Annotated in this window: 15 protein-coding genes; 6 read left to right on the plus strand and 9 right to left on the minus strand. The window is 40.6% G+C overall.

Going from position 1 to position 20,342, the window contains the following annotated elements; all coding sequences use genetic code 11:
* The 6 genes from BACCOP_RS06030 to BACCOP_RS06055 all read right to left on the minus strand — a co-directional run bounded on the left by BACCOP_RS06030 (position 1) and on the right by BACCOP_RS06055 (position 8,260).
* A complete protein-coding gene (locus tag BACCOP_RS06030) occupies positions 1 to 1,623 on the minus strand; it encodes a RagB/SusD family nutrient uptake outer membrane protein (protein ID WP_007567279.1) in 1,623 nt (540 codons plus the stop codon).
* A gap of 18 nt (positions 1,624 to 1,641) precedes the next feature.
* Entirely contained in the window at positions 1,642 to 4,977 is a 3,336-nt protein-coding gene (locus tag BACCOP_RS06035) for a TonB-dependent receptor (protein ID WP_007567280.1), read from the minus strand.
* Positions 4,978 to 5,143: 166 nt separating this feature from the next.
* A complete protein-coding gene (locus BACCOP_RS06040) occupies positions 5,144 to 6,136 on the minus strand; it encodes a FecR family protein (RefSeq protein ID WP_040311865.1) in 993 nt (330 codons plus the stop codon).
* An 82-nt stretch (positions 6,137 to 6,218) separates the two neighbouring features.
* Positions 6,219 to 6,794, minus strand: coding sequence for an RNA polymerase sigma factor (locus BACCOP_RS06045; protein ID WP_007567284.1), 576 nt, complete (start codon positions 6,792 to 6,794; stop codon positions 6,219 to 6,221).
* A gap of 207 nt (positions 6,795 to 7,001) precedes the next feature.
* Complete coding sequence (locus tag BACCOP_RS06050) at positions 7,002 to 7,766, minus strand: arginase family protein (protein WP_007567286.1); 765 nt, start codon at positions 7,764 to 7,766, stop codon at positions 7,002 to 7,004.
* A gap of 65 nt (positions 7,767 to 7,831) precedes the next feature.
* Positions 7,832 to 8,260 carry an Hsp20/alpha crystallin family protein gene (locus tag BACCOP_RS06055; protein ID WP_007567289.1) on the minus strand — a complete coding sequence of 143 codons (429 nt, stop codon included), beginning with the start codon at positions 8,258 to 8,260 and terminating at the stop codon, positions 7,832 to 7,834.
* A 304-nt stretch (positions 8,261 to 8,564) separates the two neighbouring features.
* Between BACCOP_RS06055 and BACCOP_RS06060 the strand changes: the two genes are divergently transcribed.
* Complete coding sequence (locus BACCOP_RS06060) at positions 8,565 to 9,149, plus strand: porin family protein (RefSeq protein WP_007567291.1); 585 nt, start codon at positions 8,565 to 8,567, stop codon at positions 9,147 to 9,149.
* A gap of 93 nt (positions 9,150 to 9,242) precedes the next feature.
* On the opposite strand, the gene BACCOP_RS06065 is transcribed toward BACCOP_RS06060, so the two are convergent.
* Positions 9,243 to 10,220 carry a Gfo/Idh/MocA family protein gene (locus BACCOP_RS06065; protein ID WP_007567292.1) on the minus strand — a complete coding sequence of 326 codons (978 nt, stop codon included), beginning with the start codon at positions 10,218 to 10,220 and terminating at the stop codon, positions 9,243 to 9,245.
* 90 nt (positions 10,221 to 10,310) lie between these two features.
* Between BACCOP_RS06065 and priA the strand changes: the two genes are divergently transcribed.
* From priA to BACCOP_RS06080, 3 genes are read left to right on the plus strand one after another with little or no spacing between them, the layout of a single operon-like run.
* A complete protein-coding gene (gene priA, locus BACCOP_RS06070) occupies positions 10,311 to 12,773 on the plus strand; it encodes a replication restart helicase PriA (protein ID WP_007567294.1) in 2,463 nt (820 codons plus the stop codon).
* 11 nt (positions 12,774 to 12,784) lie between these two features.
* Positions 12,785 to 13,501, plus strand: coding sequence for a phosphatase (locus BACCOP_RS06075; protein ID WP_007567296.1), 717 nt, complete (start codon positions 12,785 to 12,787; stop codon positions 13,499 to 13,501).
* On the plus strand, positions 13,498 to 13,968 hold the full coding sequence (locus BACCOP_RS06080; RefSeq protein ID WP_007567298.1) for a low molecular weight protein-tyrosine-phosphatase: 471 nt from the start codon (positions 13,498 to 13,500) through the stop codon (positions 13,966 to 13,968). Before BACCOP_RS06075 ends, BACCOP_RS06080 begins: the two co-directional genes overlap by 4 nt.
* 249 nt (positions 13,969 to 14,217) lie before the next feature.
* On the opposite strand, the gene pelA is transcribed toward BACCOP_RS06080, so the two are convergent.
* Together pelA and BACCOP_RS06090 are read right to left on the minus strand one after the other, a co-directional pair.
* The gene (gene pelA, locus BACCOP_RS06085; RefSeq protein WP_007567300.1) at positions 14,218 to 15,339 is read right to left on the minus strand and encodes a pectate lyase; all 1,122 of its coding nucleotides are present in this window, start codon (positions 15,337 to 15,339) and stop codon (positions 14,218 to 14,220) included.
* A gap of 100 nt (positions 15,340 to 15,439) precedes the next feature.
* Positions 15,440 to 17,497: an HD family phosphohydrolase gene (locus BACCOP_RS06090; RefSeq protein ID WP_007567302.1), complete on the minus strand. Its 2,058-nt coding sequence runs from the start codon at positions 17,495 to 17,497 to the stop codon at positions 15,440 to 15,442.
* 84 nt (positions 17,498 to 17,581) lie between these two features.
* Between BACCOP_RS06090 and gltX the strand changes: the two genes are divergently transcribed.
* Together gltX and BACCOP_RS06100 are read left to right on the plus strand one after the other, a co-directional pair.
* The gene (gene gltX, locus BACCOP_RS06095) at positions 17,582 to 19,099 is read left to right on the plus strand and encodes a glutamate--tRNA ligase (RefSeq protein WP_007567304.1); all 1,518 of its coding nucleotides are present in this window, start codon (positions 17,582 to 17,584) and stop codon (positions 19,097 to 19,099) included.
* A gap of 8 nt (positions 19,100 to 19,107) precedes the next feature.
* Positions 19,108 to 20,331 (plus strand): 3-deoxy-D-manno-octulosonic acid transferase, encoded by a 1,224-nt coding sequence (locus BACCOP_RS06100; RefSeq protein WP_007567305.1) that lies wholly within the window; start codon positions 19,108 to 19,110, stop codon positions 20,329 to 20,331.
* The last annotated feature ends 11 nt before the right edge of the window (positions 20,332 to 20,342 follow it).

Consider the following 20,342-nt stretch of genomic DNA (forward strand, 5'->3'; position numbering starts at 1 on the left):
TTATTTGCAGTCCCACCACAAGTGTGTACTAGGTAAGTCCTGTCCGTTGCTTAGCATTTTAACGGCTTCGTTATAAATCTTCTGTCCGTCAGCTGTTTGGTAGAAACTGATAGGATAAATCATTCGGCGAATACCTCCTTCTGTTGTAACTCCTTGGCTGCTACCTCTGTTTGCCATAACAGGGTTCAGTTTAGGATATCCGGTTCTTCTCCATTCTGTCCAGGCTTCTTGTCCGTTAGGGAAAAGAGCAATCCATTTCTGGATCATGATTTTTTCGAGTTTCTGTTCCGTATTACCTTCAAATTTTACGGTTGTGGTGCAAGGAGCAGCAAAACTACAAGAATAACTTCCACCAACTTCATGCTTGATCGGGGTTTTACCAGAATTCATGTAAGCATCTACGGCTGAGCTGATTCCGTTTTCCTGGAAAGACATTTCAATACCTTGCTTATACAAGTCTTCTGCATTTCCAAATTCACCGCCCCATATTAAAGCAGCTTCAGCTCGCAGGAAGTAGACTTCGGAAGCACGTAACCAGTAAGTTGGTGTAGCTGCTTGTATGTTAGGTTTAGAAAACATCTTATATTCATCATTCTTTCCATATAGATGTCCTGCAGGAACCGCCTGATACTGTTTCCCATCGAACGCTTCTTTTCCTTGTGTACTTTTAGAGTCTACTGGCAAGAAGTAAGCACTTAATCGAGGGTCTTCATATCCCATTAAGTAAGAGAACATAGACGAACCCATGCGAGATTCATCATATTGTTCAGACAACCAATAGATGTTGTTTCGGAATGTGTATCCGGCTCCTGTACTCATCTGTGCTTCATCGTCTTTGGCAGTCATGACACCAATGGAATGGTTTAATGCCTGTGAAACATATTGTTTCGATAAGGCTTCATCGGCGTAGCGGACACGCATAGCAAGACGGAGTAGCAGAGAATTTGCATATTTTACCCATTTGGTCGAGTTACCAGCATATACAACATCATATTCACTCATAACCTCTACACCATTTTCTGCCTTTTCTGTCAGGATTTCAATGGCTTCTGTCAGATCTTTAAATATAGCTGTATAAATATCTTTCTCGGAATCGAATGGGATATTCATGGTAGCATCGGCTGCATGTGAATAAGGCATCGGACCGAAACATTCCAATGCTTTGTGCCAAGCTGAAATTTTCAGGATTTGTGCTAAGGCAAATACTTCAGGAGTATTGTTTTTCTCGGCTGCAGCTTTCAGCTTTTTCCATGGGTCAAGTGCGTTGGTATATGCACGTTTATAAGTTCCGGAAATCCAGCTGTCATTCAAGAAATAGGTAACGTTACTGTTTCCGCCTCCCCATGTATTATTCTGTCCGAAGAAACCACTCCAGCAGTCAGCCGATAAGTGATAGTCTGTTTGATACTGATTGATAATGTCAGTATCATCTGCCTGTGTTCCTACTGGAAATACTGTACGTTCGATAGTAGTGATTAAACCACCTACAGCAACTCCGTCCATGACTCCTTCTTCATCAGTCAGCTCAAATGGATTGGTGTTGATTTCTTCGTAATTGCATGATGCCAATAGTGACACAGCAAATACGCCTGCTATAAATTTATATTGGTTTATCTTTTTCATAATCAAAGGGTTTGTTTTTTATAGTTTAAATTTAATGCCAAAACCGAAGCTGCGTACGCTGGGTTGCATGAAATAATCATTACCTTGTCCGTAAGTGCTTGTTGACGGTGTTAGCTCAGGGTCAAAGGGAGCTTTGCAATATAACATCCATGGATTGTTAGCAATGAAAGAAACGGTAACATCTTTCAGTACATTGGCAAACCATTTGTCTGGCATTGTATAACTGAATGTCATTTCTTGCAAGCGGATATTTGTTGCGCTGTACAGGTAGTATCCTGAAGTTTCATAACCTCCTGTACCAATCATTTGGTAGTATGTCTTTGCATCTACCCGGCCTTGTCCTGGGAACAGAGCACCTCCGGCGTCACGAGCTTCTGCAGAACGTTTGGATACACCGAAACGGTCGAGGATAGCTTCGGTAGAAGAAGTAACCACTCCACCAAATCGTCCGTTGATTAAGAAGCTGAATCCAAATCCTTTATATGACAGGGCATTGTTCCATCCCATGTTAAAGTCTGGAGATGTCTTTCCTAAGTATACAGGCTCACCTCTTTCCAGACCGAAGGTTCCGTCACTTTTTACTTCAACATATCCCTGACTATCTTTCTTGAAGAAAGTGTTTGCATAAATATCGTGAATACTTCCACCTTCTTTCAGAATAACGCGGCCATTGTCTTTCAGTACTTCCGGGATGTTAATCGGAGCTTCCATCAAATCGGTATGATAGTCTTTCACCATTTCCTTAATCTCATTTATATTCTTTGAGAATGTAAATGTAGAAGAAACAGCCAGACCGTTTTTAAACTTATCATTATAGCCGAAAGAAGCTTCCCAACCTCTATTTTCTACGTTACCTGCTTGCAGGTAAATCTTCTGATAACCGGTGAATTCCGGTAAATCTCCTAGGAATGTCTGGTTGTATGTATTCGATTTATAGTAAGTAACTTCTGCACTGAATTTGTTCCACAGGCGTAAGCTAACTCCCACTTCGTAAGATTTGGTGCGTTCAGCTTTAAAGTCAGTGAATGGATAAATATATGTCGGCGACGGAATACCTCCGACGATTGGAGTTGTTACTGTACCAGGAGTTAATCCAGAACGAGAAACTGGAGCACCAACTTCTGTATAAGAACCACGTACTTTCAAATAAGAAATAAATTCAGGAAGCTGTACCATTTCCGAAATAATACCAGACAAACCGATAGACGGATAGAAGAATGATTCTTCGTTGGTATTTACCAGACGAGAGTTCCAGTCGTTACGTCCGGTCAAGGTTAAGTAAAGCATACTCTTCCATCCCAGTTCGACGTTGCCGAAAATAGCATGGTTACGGATACGGCTGTCACCGCCTTTTTCTGAAGTACGGCCGTTTGACGGGTCGATATTGGAAACAGCAAATTTGTTAGGAACTTTTAGTAAGGTTCCTTTATATCCTCTTTCCAATGCCCAATAATTGGAATAACTCCATCCAAGGTTGGCAGAAATATTAAAGTCTTTGATCTGCTTATTAATATTTACCATGAAGTCAGCATATTCCTGACGGTCATTGTAATTGCTATATTCGTAATGTCCTTTAGTACCTTCTGCAAAAACCTGGTCGGAAGATGCATAAATCTTACGTTCGAATTTTACATAAGTATCGTCCATTCTGTAACGTGCAGCCAGATTAATCCAGTCGGTTATCTTGTAAGTTAATCCTACATTGAACATGTAGCGGCTCTTATTGTTGGTTGAAACGTTACGGAATGCGGTCCAGTATGGATTCTGCGAAGCATAAGTTGATTCTGCTATCGGCCAGTACTGAACGGGAATTTTACGGCTGTCGTCAAAGCGTTCGAAAGTTTTGATTTCTTCAAAGTTTTCTCCTCGTGGAAAGAGGTAGGCTGCCATAACCGGATTCCAGTATTGACCCTGCGAAACCATATTCTTGTCATCTTGCTTGATATACGATGCTCCTAAATCAAGTTGTAACTTGTCATTCAGGAAAGTTGAAGTATTACGGATCGTAAAGTTCAAGCGGTTGTATGAGTTGTTGGGAACGATACCGTCAGAGTTGGTAGACGAGATAGAAGCAAACGTCTGGTTCTGTTTAGTACCGGTTGTTAAGGTCAATGAGTTGATAAAGTTAGTTCCTGTGTTGAAAAAATCTTTTTTAGGGTCATAATCAGAAGGAGTGGCGAGTTTTTCACCCCAGCTTTCATACATATCCTTTTTATTACCGTAAGTATTTTGGAATTCAGGAGTCATGTATGCTTTGCTGAATTCGGTAGAAGAAGAAAATGAAAGTTGCAATTTACCTTCTTTACCTTTTTTAGTGGTGATAAGGATCACACCGTTTGCTGCACTACTACCATACAATGCTGCTGCCGACGGACCGCTCAATACAGAGATACTTTCGATATCTTCAGGGTTGAAGTCGGCAATACCTTCAGTTCCGGCCTTTCCTTCACCCATGATACCACTGTCTGTATTTCCCATGTTTGTATTGAACAATGGAATACCGTCTACTACATAGAGTGCATTGTTATCACCTTCTATAGATTTTGCACCACGCATTACTACACGTGTAGCACCACCGACACCACTGGCACTCTTGTTGATGCTTACACCGGCAATTTTACCATTCAGTGAGTTTACGAAGTTAGCGTCTTTTACTCTTACAAGCTCTTCTGATTTTACTTGCTGAACATTGTATGACAACGCTTTTTCTGCACGTTTGATACCCAATGCTGTAACAACCACTTCGTCCAAGCGTTCTGTATCTTCTCGCATAGTAACATTGATTACACCTTTATCGGCCATAAATTCTTCAGATTTGTAACCGACATAAGAGAATTGCAGAATTGCATCAGGGCTTGAAACTGTGAGTGAATAATTACCGTCAAAATCTGTTATAGCGCCATTACTGGTACCTTCTTCCTTTATCGTAGCACCGATAATTGGTTCACCGTTTGCATCGACAACCTTTCCAGATATATTCGTTGGCTGTTTTTTATCGGATTTTTTCTTGATTGGGGTAATAACAATCTTATTACCTGAAACTTTATAAGATAAGTTCTGTTTTGCCAGTTCACTTGTAAGTAGGTCTTTCAGTTCTTCATCTTTAACAGACAGAGAGATGCCTGTTTTACCGTTTACTTCTACATCTCTGTATGAGAAGCGGTAGGGAGTTTGTTTTTCAATAGCAGTAAAAAGTTCTTTTACCGATGCGTTATTCAGGTTGAGGCTGACTTTTCCGGTTTGTGCATAACCACCGGTAAATGTAAACATACACAAAGATGCACATAAAAGGCAAATCTTACTACGCTTTTTACTATCTTTGTGCAAATCAGTAAATTGATGTTTGATTTTCATAAGTACGTAATAAATTTAGGTTTAAAGTTCGGTTTTACTATGCGCCAACATAGTTTTACTTATGGACTGAGCCATTTCCCCGGATGATTGCCGATTGTCCGGGGATGTTTTTTTCATGTTTTCATCTGTCTTTTCATAGTTTTAAGGTTAATATTTAAATTAGTTGTTATTCTATGGTTATGGTTTCTTCATCCATTGTGTATTCAAATCCGTAGTGTATTTTCAACACATTCAGAACGCTTCTTATATTTTCATCATTAAAAGAACCTGTATACACATCCTGTAATATATTTTTGTTCTTTATGTTGAAAGTTACTCCGAATTTACGTTCCAGACATTGGAATACATCTTTCATCTTCTCATGTCGGAAAGTAAGCTCTTTGGTCAGCCATGCTGTTTCCATTTTATTTGAAGTTTCTTCAAGGCTCAATAACCCTGTTCGTTTATCGTATATCACTTTCTGGTTCGGCTTTACATTCAATGTATTATGAGCGGGATCTTTTGTTGTAACATTGACACTTCCTTCTACAAGAGCCATTTCAACAAAATTTTTGTGCTCATACGCATATACATTAAATGTTGTTCCTGTTACTGTAATATCCATTACTTCAGTGCCTACAATGAACTGTTTCTCTGTATTCTTTTTAACTTCAAAATATCCTTCACCCGACAATTCTACCTTACGGTTATCACGTCCGAAATCCTGTTTGTAGGACAGTGATGATTTTGCATTCAGATGTACAAGAGTTCCATCGGGCAATGTCACCAATGAAGTTCCATGTTCACCTGAGTTTATGGTTATATTTTGCTGAGCAAGATATTCAATATCTTTATGCTGAGTGTAGTATAAAACACTGATGCCACATGATAGTATCAAAAGAATGGATGCTGCTATTTGTAACCAATATTTTTGCACCTTTATGAATGGCGTTATGTGTCTTTGCTTGTTCAGTTTTCTATACAGAGAGTTTATTTTATCTTGTGATAAAGGCTCATAGCTGTTGAATTTATCCCATTCGTCAGAAAACAGAAACTCTAAATCAGCTTCAGATGACTGGTTTATCTTTGCCGATAACTCTTTAAATTCCTCAGAAGATATAGCTCCCGAACGGAATTTATCTAATAAATCTTTTACCTTGTTCTGTATGTTTGTGTCCATAAAACTATTACCTTGTTTATTGGTAATATCCACAAACACGTAAAATATAACATGTATATTTCTATGTTAGAAAACATAAAAATTAGAAATGGCTTAAAAAAAGGAGTAATATGAAAGAATATTGCTGAAGTTCGGTTCGTATTATTTTTAAGGCCGTTGATAATTGGTTACGTATTACTTGCTCTTTTATGCATAGTTGCTCTGCAATTTCTGCAACAGATAAATTTTGTTCTTTGTTTAGTTCAAAAATCTCACGTTGGCGTGGAGTAAGTTTTTCTTTAGCTTGTTTTAGTGCTTTGCAGAACTGATCGAAGTCTATTTGTTTTTCAGCTTCATCTCCTGAAGTTCGTATGTTGTCATTATATTCTATAAACTCCTCCATTGAGGTGTTATTTAACTGTCGGCGTAACTCCTTAAGTAATAAATGATAAGCAATTGTAAACAGATAAGCTTTGAATGATGACTCGGCATCTAGTTTTTCTCGGTTAATCCATATGCGATAGAATGTTTCCTGTACGACATCATCTGTTGTTTCTTCCGATTTTAAGTATTGATATACAAATTGATATAGCCTTGATACCCACATTTCGTACAAGGATCGGTAGGCTTTTTCGGAACCGGATTTTACAGATAATATTAATCTTTTTTCATCTATCATATATCATATAAGGTTAAGAACCGTCTATTTTTGTGCTATAAATATGCAAATTTAATATTTTCTTTTATTAGTTGAACATATTGGTTGGTTATAGTTGGTGGTATGTGCAAATGTTTTTTGAAGCATTTATTGTTTATGTTGTTGCAAGACCTGATAATGGTTGTCACTTTATAAAGTGATCGTTTGAATAATCCTTCTGATAGTATCTCACAGATTGCGTGTCTGGCAATTGAGGAAGAGGTTCAGTAATTCCTGATTGGCGGTATTATCTAACTGCGTTCCTTTTTCTGCTTCGAATATATTGAGTGTAGATGAACATTCTCCACAAATGTCTATGCCTATTATTTTTTCATGTTTCAGGATAATAGATAACAAATGCTCCAGTTCATTTAATGTAAGGGAGCCTTGATCCCAATTGGTAACGGCAGACTGTGGGTTAAGTACATCCTTATCTACAGAAATATATACCGGAGTATCGATTGTTTCGTTAGAAAACTGTTTCCACGAAGCTTCGTGTTGCAGACTTTGTTCGCTATAAAATTCCACTGTTTGCCGGTATTTAGGAGAAACATGCTTGATTAGATTCTCGGATGCTCCTATGATAATTACTTTGCGTAAATAAGGGTTCGATTCTATTGTATCTTCTACCCAGCTTCCGCACGAAATCATTTCTTCGAAAAGAGGGGGCTGCATGTCTGGATGGTGATCGAATACTATTAACGAAAAAGGTTGCTGTATTTTATCTGTCCAAAACTTAGTCAGATAATGATAGTTGCCAGAGTCGATGAAATGAATCCCATCTGCTGGATAGTTTGCTATAACTCTTTTCAGTGCATGTGCACCCTCTTTGTCACAGTAGCATTCTACACCTTGCAAGTGTGTACAGTCTAGCCATGTAAATTTTTTATTGTGGGAGAAGGGTTCGTAATCATATACTCCCGTAAAGTTCATAATAACAACTGGCTTGTTCATAGTGGAAATAAAAAAAATCCCTGTCCCGGATTTCTCTGGAACAGGGATTTGGTGGTTAGAATCGTTTATTTAATTTCAATCACTCTATTGGCTTCTTTCTTTTCTTCCTGTGTCATCTTTGGCAATTCAATGTTAAGAACACCGTTATCGACAGAGGCGCTGATTTTTTCTTTTTCAACATCTTCTGGCAGGATCATGCACTGTTCGAATTTAGAATAAGAAAACTCGCGGCGTAAATATTTCTTTTTTTCGTCTTTTGTTTCGTTCTTTTTCTCCATTGATATTACCAACTGATTATCTTCGGTAAGATGAATGTTGAAGTCTTCTTTTGTCATACCCGGAGCTGCAACTTCTATTTTATAGCTGTTGTCGTTTTCAACTACGTTAATAGCTGGAGCCGTTGCATTGGCTTTTTCCATCCAATCGTTATCAAAGAAATCATTGAAAATACTTGGTAACCAGTTCTGATTGTAATTTCTTCTAATCGGCATCATAATTGTAATCTCCTATTATTTAAGTTCTTTTATTAATCTTGTTTCTTAGAATCGCTCCTCCTTTCGCTTTCGCGATTCACCCGATATTGTGCAAACTGTATGCCCGTCTGGTATGCCTGACATTATGATAGAATATTTTAACCTTCGTTGAAAGAAAGCCAGTTGAATTAAACTTTGATAAACATAGCATAGTGTCAATCGGTCACAAAAGTGGACAGGATGTCATTCTATATTTAGTGCCTGATTTGTATTCTTATCATTTATTCCTTATTTTTGCGCTTGTAACATTTAATATTTTATATTTATGAAGAAGATTTTATCGGCCTTAATGATTGTAGCTTGCTTGTTTATGGCAATGCCGGCACAGGCTCAGTTTCAGTTTGGTCTAAAAGGGGGACTGAACATTTCGAAATTGACTTTTTCGGAAGACATTGTAAAAGGAGATAATCGTACCGGATTCTTTATTGGTCCGATGGCTGAGTTTACAATTCCTATTGTAGGTTTGGGAGTTGATGTCGCTGCCTTGTATAATCAGTCGGGTGCAAAGGCTCAAAGTGGCAATGAGGAAGTCAGCCAGACTTTTAAAAGCATTGAGGTTCCTGTTAACCTGAAGTGGACGTTAGGATTAGGAAGTACACTGGGTGCTTATATTGCAGCAGGACCTCAGTTCGGATTTAATGTAGGAAGCGGACATTTTACTGAAAGTTTCGACATGAAGTCGTGCAATACTTCGTTCAATGTAGGAGCTGGTGTAAAATTACTCGGTCATTTGCAAGCTGGAGTTAATTATAACTTTGGACTGAGCAAAATGGCTAGATCGGTAGATGATCAGATGACTATTGAGATGAAACGAAATACCTGGCAGATATCATTGGCTTACATGTTTTGATATACCAGGATCTGTATAAATAAAGGTGGAGAAAGCTTCTGTATGAACAGAATTTCTCCACCTTTATTTTATGTGTTTATAAACTACTGCTTGTCAGTCGCATGGATATATTACTCCCCATTCTTTTCTGAGGTTGTCCATTTGTTTCATGATGCGTAATGTTTCGGCATGAGGCATGTACGGCGATTCCAGCCATCCCTTTTCAATAGCTTCGATGGAGGCATATACCTGATACTCGTAGCCGCTGATCTGTTCCGGTGCATGATATACCGCTATGGTTTTATAGTTTTCATCGACAACCCGTACCGATTCAGGGCAGTTGATATTTTCTACAATCAGATGCCCTTTGTCGCCCGAAATGACTCCCATTCTGTCACTTTTTGCATAGATACTCGATTGCAGGGTTGCCATTCTGCCATCTTTATAAAAGAGTGTTATACTTTCTTGCGCGTCGACTCCCGTTTGTGTCTTCTGGCAGACAGAATGAGTTTCAGCAATATCACTTCCGAAAGCCATTGCAGCAAAGTTTAGTGTATAGACTCCAATATCGAGCAGAGCTCCTCCTGCAAGTTCCGGACGGATAATTCTTTCTTTGTTGCTTATCGGATAGCTGAGGTTAGCCGACAAGGTATACGGTGTTCCGATTACTCCTTCTTTCAGCAGTTCTTGTATTTTAAGTGAAAGGGGCATATACCGGGTCCATATAGCTTCGGTAATGAATACTCCTTTTTCTTTGGCGAAAGCAAGGAGATCTTCAGCCTGACGGGCGTTGGCGGTAAAAGCTTTTTCGCATAATACGGGTTTACCTTTCTCAATACACATATGTGCATTGTCGTAGTGCATGGCATGTGGAGTTGCGATATAGATTAAGTCGACTTCAGGATCACTTGCCAGTTCTTCGTAGGAGCCATATGCCTTAGTGAATCCCCATTTATTCGCAAATGCTTCTGCTTTCTCCTGATTGCGCGATGCTACGGCATATCGTTCTACTCCTTTCATCTTTTCCAGTGTGGCCGCCATCTTTTGGGCGATACCTCCACAGCCTATAATACCTATCTTATATATCTTCATTTTGGTTGATTTAAGAGTTTCTTTACAAAGCTATAAAAGTTTGCCTGACGTACCAAATGGGATAGAACTGTTTTTTGTAACTTTGCAGCCATGAAGAAGTACGTGGATGTCATAGTGCCTTTGCCCATAGCCGGACAATATACTTATTCCGTTCCCGATGAGTTGGCGGATAAGATAAAGGCAGGCTGTCGGATCGTCGTTCCGTTCGGGAGCAAGAAGTATTATACGGCTATTGTAACCAAAGTACACCAAACGGCGCCTGAGGCCTATGAAACAAAAGACATTATGGAGGTACTCGATGAATCTCCTGTTTTGTTGAGACGGCAATATGATTTCTGGCAATGGCTGGCAGATTATTATCTCTGTACGCTGGGAGATGTATACAAGGCTGCCTTACCTTCTGGAATGAAGCTGGAAAGCGAAACATTAGTTGTCTTAAATCCGGAGTTTGAGGCACTGCAACCTCTTTCCGAGAAGGAACAGCGTATTCTTGATCTGTTGGGTAACGATTCGGAGCAATGTATTACACAACTGGAAAAGTCCAGTGGAATAAAGAATTTGTTGCCGGTAATCAAAGCTTTATTGGAAAAAGAGGCGATTCTGGTAAAAGAAGAGCTGAAACGCAGCTATAAACCGCGTGTAGAAAGTAGGGTGCGATTGTCTGCTGCTATGCAGACAGAAGAGGCCGTTCATCATCAGTTTGATGCATTGGCACGTGTTCCCAAGCAGCTGGCTCTACTCATGAAATATATAGAGCTGTCCGGCTGGACTGGAGAAAAGAAAGAACTTAAGGAAGTTTCCCGTAAGGCTTTGTTAGATTCGGCTGGTGTCACTAATGCAGTGCTTAATGGATTAATTGGAAAAGGAGTTTTCGAAATTTACTCGTTCGAAATCGGACGTTTGTCTGCCGAGCAAGTAAGTGTATCACCTTTGAACCCTTTAAGCAGTGCCCAGCAGCAGGCGTATAGCGAGATCCTGACGCACTTTCATCAGAAAAATGTCTGCTTGCTTCATGGTGTTACTGCAAGCGGAAAGACTGAAATCTATATTCATCTTATTCAGCAGGCAATTCAGGCAGGAAAGCAGGTGTTGTATTTGTTGCCGGAGATAGCACTGACTACACAAATCACCGAACGTTTGAAAAGGGTATTTGGTAACCGGCTGGGAATTTATCACTCCAAGTTTCCGGATGCTGAACGTGTAGAGATATGGCGTAAACAACTTACTGATGACGATTATGATGTAATACTTGGAGTACGTTCTTCGGTTTTTCTGCCTTTCCGGCGTTTGGGACTGGTCATCGTGGATGAAGAACATGAAAATACCTATAAACAGCAGGATCCGGCTCCACGTTATCATGCGCGCAATGCAGCTATCGTACTGGCATCGATGTTCGGAGCAAAGACACTGTTGGGTACGGCTACACCTTGTATCGAAACCTATTATAATGCTGTTCATGGAAAATATGGCTGGGTACAGCTTACCGAAAGACATCAGAATGTTTTGCTTCCTCATATTGAGGTGGTAGATATCAAGGAACTTGCCCGAAAGAAACGGATGACGGCTCAGTTTTCTCCACTCTTGCTTCAGAAAATCCGTGAGGCACTTGAACAGAAGGAGCAGGTTATACTTTTCCAGAACCGCAGAGGATTTGCTCCGATGATAGAATGCCGTACGTGTGGATGGATACCGAAGTGTAAGAATTGTGATGTCAGTCTGACGTATCATAAAGGATTGAATCAGCTGACCTGTCATTACTGTGGTTATACTTATGAAGTTCCAAAGTCTTGTCCGGCATGTGGAGGGGTAGAACTGATAAACCGAGGATTTGGAACCGAGAAGATAGAAGATGATATTAAACTGATATTTCCAGATGCCCGTGTGGCTCGTATGGACTTGGATACCACGCGTACCCGTACCGCATATGAAAGGATCATTGCCGATTTTGAGGATGGCAAGACGGATATTCTGATTGGTACACAGATGGTTTCAAAAGGACTTGACTTCGACCGTGTGAGTGTTGTTGGTATTTTGAATGCGGATTCGATGATGAACTATCCGGATTTCCGTTCGTATGAACGGGCTTTTCAGTTGATGGCACAGGTTGCCGGGCGTGCTGGAAGAAAGAACAAACAAGGGTTGGTAGTGCTACAAACCAAATCTCCCGATCTTCCTTTGATCGCTCAGGTAGTAAGCAATGACTATGGAGGGTTGTTTCAATCACAAATTGAAGAACGTAATTTGTTTAAGTATCCGCCTTTTTACCGGTTGATTTATGTGTATTTGAAACATCGTAAAGGGGAAGTACTCGATCAGGCTGCCGACTTGATGGCGGGGTATTTAAGAAACGGACTTGGTAGTCGTGTGCTGGGACCCGACCGTCCTCCAGTGTCGCGTATACAGACTTTATTTATTAAAAAGATTGTAGTGAAAATTGAACAACAGGCTTCGATGTCGAAAGTGCGTGAATATCTTCAGCAAGTGCAACGTGCCATTGTTGAGGATGAACGTTTCCGTTCGCTGTTGGTTTATTACGATGTCGATCCGATGTAAAAAATATTCGTATGAAAATAGAACTGGATGTACATACGCATACCGTAGCAAGCGGTCATGCTTTTAGCTCCATGCAGGAAATGGCACAGGCTGCAGCTGGTAAGGGATTGAAATTATTAGGGATTACTGAACATTCACCGGGTATACCGGGTACATGCGATCCGATTTATTTCCGTAACCTGCATGTGGTTCCGCGCCAGATGTATGGAATAGAACTTTTGTTGGGAGCAGAAATTAATATTCTCGACAGCGAAGGCAATCTCGATCTGGATGAGTTTTATTTGAAGATTCTTGACTTGCGTATTGCCGGTATTCATTCACTTTGTTATAAGTGGGGGACACCCGAAGAGAATACACATGGTATGGTTCAGGTTGTGTCTAATCCATATATTCATATCATTAGTCATCCGGGTGACGGGACTGCAAAGTTGAACTTCGAGCCTATTGTACTTGCGGCAAAGGAGCATCATACGTTGCTTGAGATAAATAATTCATCACTGAAACCCTGTCGGGGCAAAGTTGACGCCCGGAGCAATAATCTGGAAATACTGAAGTTATGCCGTCGCTATGATGTTCCGGTGATTTTGGGTAGTGATGCACATATCTCGTTTGATATTGCCACCTACGATTATGCATTGGAGCTGGTAAATGAAACTGAGTTCCCGGAAGAGTTGATTATGAATACTAGCGTAAGCAAGTTTAAAAAATATTTAGGTATCGGAGTATGAAAAGAATCTTGTTTGTTTGTCTTGGGAATATATGCCGTTCATCGTCGGCAGAAGAAATTATGCGTACGTATATCAAACGTGCGGGACTGGAAAAGGAGATAGAAGTAGATTCAGCGGGAATCAGCAGTTATCATCAAGGAGAACTTGCCGACGACCGGATGCGTGCACATGCTATTCGCCGGGGGTATAACATTACTCACCGTTCACGTCCTGTCCGTACTGATGATTTTTATGAGTTCGATTTGATTTTGGGTATGGATGACCGCAATATTGATGCCTTGAAGGAGAAAGCTCCTGATGTGGAAACGGAACGGAAAATAGGCCGGATGACCGACTATTGTCGGGTGAAGGTAGTCGACTACGTTCCTGATCCTTATTATGGCGGGGCTCAAGGATTTGAAAATGTACTTGACATACTGGAAGATGCTTGCGGAGGTTTGCTCGATAGCTTGACTCAAGAACTCTGATTGATGATTGTAAGATATCCAGTTTATATTTTTCTTTACGCCGATATACTGCTTCTTGTAAATAATTGATAACCAATGTATATCGGCGTATAAGAAAAACATCAGCATATTTTGTCGGAAATATCAGCATATTTTCCTGAACTTTTCTCGATGTTTTTTGAAAATTTGTACAAAAAATAATAGAGTTAGGAGAGGAGCTGATTAGACTTGCTTTTTACTTGCACTTAAAGAACTGGTTGTATGTGTAAATCACATATATTTTTCTTTCCAGTGCTGATATTCTTCATTGAGTGATTCGGGAGCCTGATTGTACCAGCTGTAACCATTTCGACGCTCATATCCAAGTTCAGAAAATGATTTACGGGGAACTCCATCACGGTCGCAGAATAGCGGTTCTTCGTTTTTCAGGTCGTAAAAACGTGCCCATACAGGTCCGGCCTTTTCGTCTTTCACTACGTGTGTGTCACGCTTGCCTTCAGGAGTCATGAACCGCTCAACACGTATGCCATATAATTTATGTAAATCAAGCCACTCCATTGCGCCATTGACTGCTGCCTTTACCCGTTCGTCCGGATCGGGGAGTTCCATTAGCAGGTGAACCAGTGAGCAGCTTTCTGCCGTGCAGAAGGAAGGCAATTCGAATGTTCGGGCCGGAGCTGGTTTTAAGGTTATGTTGTCGTGTTGCTGACACCATATGGTCGGTTTACCATTTACTCTGATTTGAGTATTCAGAATACATTCTATCCCTTTATCGAAAGCGGCGGACAGACGTGCTTTCATTTCATCGTTTACCAGTATATCGAAGGGAGCTTTTCCGTCACGAAGGTTTCGGATGATTTCCATTGTCTGTACCATGGCATCATCGTTGTATGTAATATATACTTGATATCCCCTATGTTCAGGCCAGAACTGTGGCCATCCTCCGTTGTCATACTGCCCGCTTAAGATAAACTCCACTCCTTTAAGAAAGGCTTCCTTATAACGTTCTTCGGGAGATTGTTGATAAAGTCTTGCCAGATAAGTCAATTCCAGAATGGTAGCGTCATTGTCGGTTGTGGAGTCATTGCGCCTGTCTTTATCTCCTAATACGATAGGAAGCTCTCCACCCAGCGGGCGGTGAATAGGAATGTTCTTAGGCCATCCTCCTGTTGTACGTTGAAAAGCCAGCACATTATCGGCAATCCGCTTTGCTTCATCGGTTGTGAAAAAACTGTCCGGACTGTTTCTTACAATTCGTTTCCATTCTCTGGTTGTATATTCATAATCCTTGAGGGAAAGTGCTTGTTGGGAAGATGCCGGCATTGCCATTAGTGCACAAATAGCACACGTCAGAAGATTTCTGCCGCTTGCTTTGAAGAAAGTATTTTTCATATCTGTATGTGTTTAGGTTTTACATCTCAAAATTATCAAAGAAGTGCCTATACAGATAATAAAAATTGTTCTTTCCTTGGTCTTTTTTGTGCAATGCCTTTTATTTCTTCAGTTCCGGATAGCTGATACGGGTATGGTACATAGTTTTCAGCTTTTCTTTAAAGACACTTTTTACTGTAGCAATATCTTTAAATGTTATCGGACATTCCTTGAAGTATTCTTCTTGTACCTGGCTGTCTATGATCTTGTCGACAAGTCCGGAAATACTTTCTTCAGTATATTCCTTTAAGCTTCTTGAAGCTGCTTCTACTGAGTCGGCCATCATCAGGATAGCTTGTTCTTTGGTAAACGGATTGGGGCCTGGATATTGGAATGCTTCTTTATCCACTTCTTCATCGGGATGCTCATTCTGATAGGATATATAGAAATACTTTGTAAGTCCTTGACCATGATGGGTGCAGATAAAGTCTTTGATTACTTGGGGCAGGTCATTTTTTTCAGCCAGCTTCATACCGTCTGTTACATGATTTATGACGATTTGTGCGCTTTGTTTATAGTTCAACTGGTCATGTGGATTTACTCCTGTCTGGTTCTCGGTAAAGAAAGCGGGGTTCAGCATCTTTCCGATGTCATGATACATGGCACCGGTACGCACCAGCTGGCTGTTGGCGCCAATGCGGTTGGCTGCGGCGGCAGTCAGGTTGGCAAGTTGCAGAGAATGCTGGAATGTTCCGGGAGCAACTTCCGACATCTCACGCATCAGCTTGTTGTTGATGTTGGAAAGTTCCACCAGGGTTACATTCGAAGTAAATCCGAAAGTCTTTTCCAAAATAAACAATAACGGATAAGTAAATAGCAGCAAAATACCGTTTATGATAAAGTTGACATACATATATGTGTTAAGCTGCGCAATATCGTTCACGTGTATCAGGTCGAGTGCAAAATAGAGTATGGTATATGTTATTACGACAATCAGGGCGCTGCGTAACAATTGTGAGCGTTGAGACAGTTCGCGAAGGCTGTAGATGCTGGCCATACCGGTTATTGTCTGCAATAAGATAAACTCATGTGGGGTTCGCAGGCAGATGGAGCAAAGCAGGATTGATACAATATGTGCCATGAAAGCCGTACGTGAATCAAGGAAGATCCGTATGATCATGGGAAGCATGGTGAATGGCACTATATATACACTCATGAAAGCATGAGCTACCATGATAGCTGATATGACGGGGAAGAATATAATAAGAAAGAACAATAACCCCAGACTACCTTTCTTTTGGTAATAATCTCGGCGGAACAGTGCCAGATAGGTCATGAAGCATCCTATAAGAATAGATACAAACAGAATCTGTCCGAATAAAGTCAGACGTTTTTCTGTAATAGTTTCGCCTCGTTTGTCCCATTCTTTTTGGAGTGATCTCAAGATATCGAATGTACGCTGGTCGATGATCTCGCCGCGGTCGATTATTTTCTGTCCGTTCATTACAAACCCTTTAGCCCAAGATACTCCGGAGAGGATATCTTTTTTTGCAGCTTCCGATTTCTCCGAGTCATACATGAGATTAGGAGTTAGGTAATTATTCAGATTACAGCGTTGCAATAGTGTCTTGTTGTAATGTAACGTATCAGAATAAATCAGTTCCTCGTAGGCTCTCTTAGTGGTATACAGTTCGCTTACACTTTGTAGGATAGAAGTGTTTTTATTGATGATATGAATACTGCGCATGCTGTCTTTGCGCAAGTTCCCCAGCTGTTCTACTGGAATAATTCCTTTCTCGTATACGTTTTTCAGTATTCGTTCGATATGATGCGAATATGTAGGGTCAGGAATTATCTTGCGTAAGCTCCGGTTGTAATCACTTTTAAACTGGCTGATTGCTTTTTCACCTGTATTTTCCGACAGAAGGAAGTAGGGGTGATAATTGGTCATGATGCTGTCTTGTTCCCGGCGGACCTCTTCGTCTCCCTTGTATATAGGAAAATCGAATGATGCCTGTAACAAACCGTATTTCCATGGCTTGTTAATATCAAATTGATAGTTGAATGTACCTTCCTTTGGTAAGAAATAGACAATGACGGCAACTGCTGCCAGGAAAATGGCGCATTGATACAGTAATTTCTTGTATGAAAACTGTCTTTCTGCTTGGAAACTTTTCATGTGTTAGGATATTTTGCGTGCAAAATAAGAAAAAAACGGGAAATTTAGCTTAATTTTGCAGCGTATTTTTAGATAAAGACCACTATGGCAGAAAGAAAAGTTAGAGTTCGTTTTGCACCGAGTCCGACTGGTGCATTGCATATCGGTGGTGTGCGCACTGCCTTGTATAATTATCTCTTTGCACGCCAGCACGGCGGAGATTTGATTTTCCGTATTGAGGATACAGACTCAAACCGTTTTGTTCCGGGGGCAGAAGAATATATTATCGAATCTTTTAAATGGTTAGGCATTAAGTTCGATGAGGGTGTAAGCTTTGGCGGAAATTACGGTCCGTACCGTCAGTCTGAACGTCGTGATATTTATAAGAAATATGTAAACGTATTGCTTGATAACGGTAAAGCTTATATTGCTTTCGATACACCGGAAGAACTGGAGGCCAAGCGTAAGGAAGTTCCGAATTTCCAGTACGATGCTTCTACACGTAATTCTATGCGTAACTCGCTTACGATGCCGAAGGAAGAAGTTGATAAGCTGATTGCCGAAGGAACACAGTATGTAGTACGTTTCAAAATAGAACCGAATGAAGATGTGCATGTACACGATATCATTCGTGGAGAAGTTGTAATCAACTCTTCTATATTGGATGATAAAGTACTGTATAAGTCAGCCGACGAATTGCCTACTTACCATTTGGCAAACATTGTTGATGACCATTTGATGGAAGTATCTCATGTAATTCGTGGTGAAGAATGGTTGCCTTCTGCTCCGTTGCATGTCTTGTTGTATCGTGCATTCGGTTGGGAAGATACAATGCCTGAATTTGCTCACTTGCCATTGTTGTTGAAACCGGATGGAAACGGAAAATTGAGTAAGCGTGACGGTGACCGTCTGGGATTCCCTGTATTCCCGTTGGAATGGCATGATCCGAAGACTGGTGAGGTTTCTTCTGGATACCGTGAGTCTGGATATTTGCCTGAAGCTGTGATTAACTTCCTGGCTTTGCTGGGATGGAATCCGGGAAATGATCAGGAAATCATGTCACTGGACGAACTGGTTAAGTTGTTCGATTTGCATCGTTGTAGCAAAGCAGGAGCTAAGTTCGATTATGAAAAGGGTAAATGGTTCAATCATGAATATATCCTGATGAAGAGTGATGAGGAAATTGCAGGCTTGTTTATGCCTATCTTGAAAGAACATGGCATCGAAGCTCCTATGGAAACAGTTGTAACCGTAGTAGGTCTGATGAAAGGTCGTGTCAGCTTTATCAAGGAATTGTGGGATACTTGCAAGTTCTTCTTCGTAGCTCCTACAGAATATGATGAAAAGACTGTAAAGAAACGCTGGAAAGAAGACTCTACTGTTCGTATGACAGAACTTGCAGACTTGCTTGAATCACTCGACGATTTTTCACTGGCTCATCAGGAAGAAGTGGTTATGAAATGGATAGAAGACCACGGCTACCATATGGGAAATATCATGAATGCTTTCCGCCTTACGCTTGTGGGCGAAGGAAAAGGTCCTCACATGTTTGATATCTCGGCTGTATTAGGTAAAGAAGAAACTGTCAGACGTATGCGTCGTGCAGTAGAGGTACTCAAATAAGAACCGGCATGATTTATAATTTTGTTATAGCTTTATATATAAGTGCAGTCCATCTGGCTGCACTTTTTAATAAGAAAGTAGCCAAGATGGTGAAAGGCGAGAAGGAAGCTTTCGCTGTCTTGAAGAAACAGATTGATCCACAAGCCAAATATTTGTGGTTTCATGCAGCTTCACTGGGTGAATTTGAGCAAGGACGTCCTCTGATAGAACAGATTCGTAAGCAATATCCGCAATATAAGATTCTGCAAACGTTTTTCTCGCCTTCGGGATATGAGGTACGTAAAGATTATAAGGGGGCGGATGTAGTATGTTATCTGCCTCTTGATTCTCCACGTAATGTGAAGAAATTTATAGATCTGGCTCATCCTTATATGGCTTTTTTCATCAAGTATGAGTTCTGGTGCAATTATCTGAGTGAACTGAAGCGTCGTAATATTCCGGTATATAGTGTTTCTTCTATCTTTCGTCCTCAGCAGATTTTCTTCCGCTGGTATGGAGGAAGTTATAAGAATGTCTTGAAATGTTTCGACCATCTTTTTGTACAGAATGAAGAATCTGTCCGCTTGTTGGAAAGTATTGGGGTGACTCGTACGACAGTAGTAGGAGATACTCGTTTCGACCGGGTACTGGAAATTTGCAGTCAGGCGAAAGAATTACCGTTGGTAGAAAGCTTCAAGGGAAATAATCGCAAGACTTTTGTTGCAGGAAGTTCATGGGCTCCGGATGAAGATATCTTTATCCCTTATTTTAATGAGCATCCGGAAATGAAACTGATCATTGCTCCTCACGTAATAGACGAGAGTCATTTGCAGGAAATTATCGGAAAGTTGAAACGTCCGGTAGTACGCTATACACAAGCTACGGAAGAAAATGTCAAACAGGCTGATTGTCTGATTATAGATTGTTTCGGGCTGTTGTCGTCAATATACCGCTATGGAGAAATTTCGTATGTAGGAGGCGGCTTTGGAGTCAGCATTCATAATACACTTGAGGCGGCTGTATATGGTATTCCTGTCATTTTCGGCCCGAATAATTATAAGTTCCTCGAGGCGCAAGGGCTGAAGGCTTGTCAGGGAGGTTTCGAAATTCAGGGTAAAGAAGACTTCGACCGTTTGATGAACAAGTTCCTTTCGGATGAGGCCTGTCTGCATGAAGCTGGAAAGAATGCCGGTGATTATGTACGTAATAATGCCGGTGCATTGGAAAAGATAATGAATACAGTTTCTTTATAGTAATAGTAAAT

The sequence above is a fragment of the Phocaeicola coprocola DSM 17136 genome (genome assembly GCF_000154845.1).
Lineage (GTDB): Bacteria > Bacteroidota > Bacteroidia > Bacteroidales > Bacteroidaceae > Phocaeicola > Phocaeicola coprocola.

Excerpts from the sequence above, each read along its gene's own strand:
- BACCOP_RS06035 (WP_007567280.1), bottom strand. The coding sequence starts at position 4,977 with ATGAAAATCAAACATCAATTTACTGATTTGCACAAAGATAGTAAAAAG.
- BACCOP_RS06050 (WP_007567286.1), bottom strand. The coding sequence starts at position 7,766 with ATGAACAAGCCAGTTGTTATTATGAACTTTACGGGAGTATATGATTAC.
- BACCOP_RS06060 (WP_007567291.1), top strand. The coding sequence starts at position 8,565 with ATGAAGAAGATTTTATCGGCCTTAATGATTGTAGCTTGCTTGTTTATG.
- BACCOP_RS06065 (WP_007567292.1), bottom strand. The coding sequence starts at position 10,220 with ATGAAGATATATAAGATAGGTATTATAGGCTGTGGAGGTATCGCCCAA.
- BACCOP_RS06040 (WP_040311865.1), bottom strand. The coding sequence starts at position 6,136 with ATGGACACAAACATACAGAACAAGGTAAAAGATTTATTAGATAAATTC.
- pelA (WP_007567300.1), bottom strand. The coding sequence starts at position 15,339 with ATGAAAAATACTTTCTTCAAAGCAAGCGGCAGAAATCTTCTGACGTGT.
- BACCOP_RS06055 (WP_007567289.1), bottom strand. The coding sequence starts at position 8,260 with ATGATGCCGATTAGAAGAAATTACAATCAGAACTGGTTACCAAGTATT.
- priA (WP_007567294.1), top strand. The coding sequence starts at position 10,311 with ATGAAGAAGTACGTGGATGTCATAGTGCCTTTGCCCATAGCCGGACAA.
- BACCOP_RS06090 (WP_007567302.1), bottom strand. The coding sequence starts at position 17,497 with ATGAAAAGTTTCCAAGCAGAAAGACAGTTTTCATACAAGAAATTACTG.
- BACCOP_RS06100 (WP_007567305.1), top strand. The coding sequence starts at position 19,108 with ATGATTTATAATTTTGTTATAGCTTTATATATAAGTGCAGTCCATCTG.
- BACCOP_RS06075 (WP_007567296.1), top strand. The coding sequence starts at position 12,785 with ATGAAAATAGAACTGGATGTACATACGCATACCGTAGCAAGCGGTCAT.
- BACCOP_RS06030 (WP_007567279.1), bottom strand. The coding sequence starts at position 1,623 with ATGAAAAAGATAAACCAATATAAATTTATAGCAGGCGTATTTGCTGTG.
- BACCOP_RS06045 (WP_007567284.1), bottom strand. The coding sequence starts at position 6,794 with ATGATAGATGAAAAAAGATTAATATTATCTGTAAAATCCGGTTCCGAA.
- gltX (WP_007567304.1), top strand. The coding sequence starts at position 17,582 with ATGGCAGAAAGAAAAGTTAGAGTTCGTTTTGCACCGAGTCCGACTGGT.
- BACCOP_RS06080 (WP_007567298.1), top strand. The coding sequence starts at position 13,498 with ATGAAAAGAATCTTGTTTGTTTGTCTTGGGAATATATGCCGTTCATCG.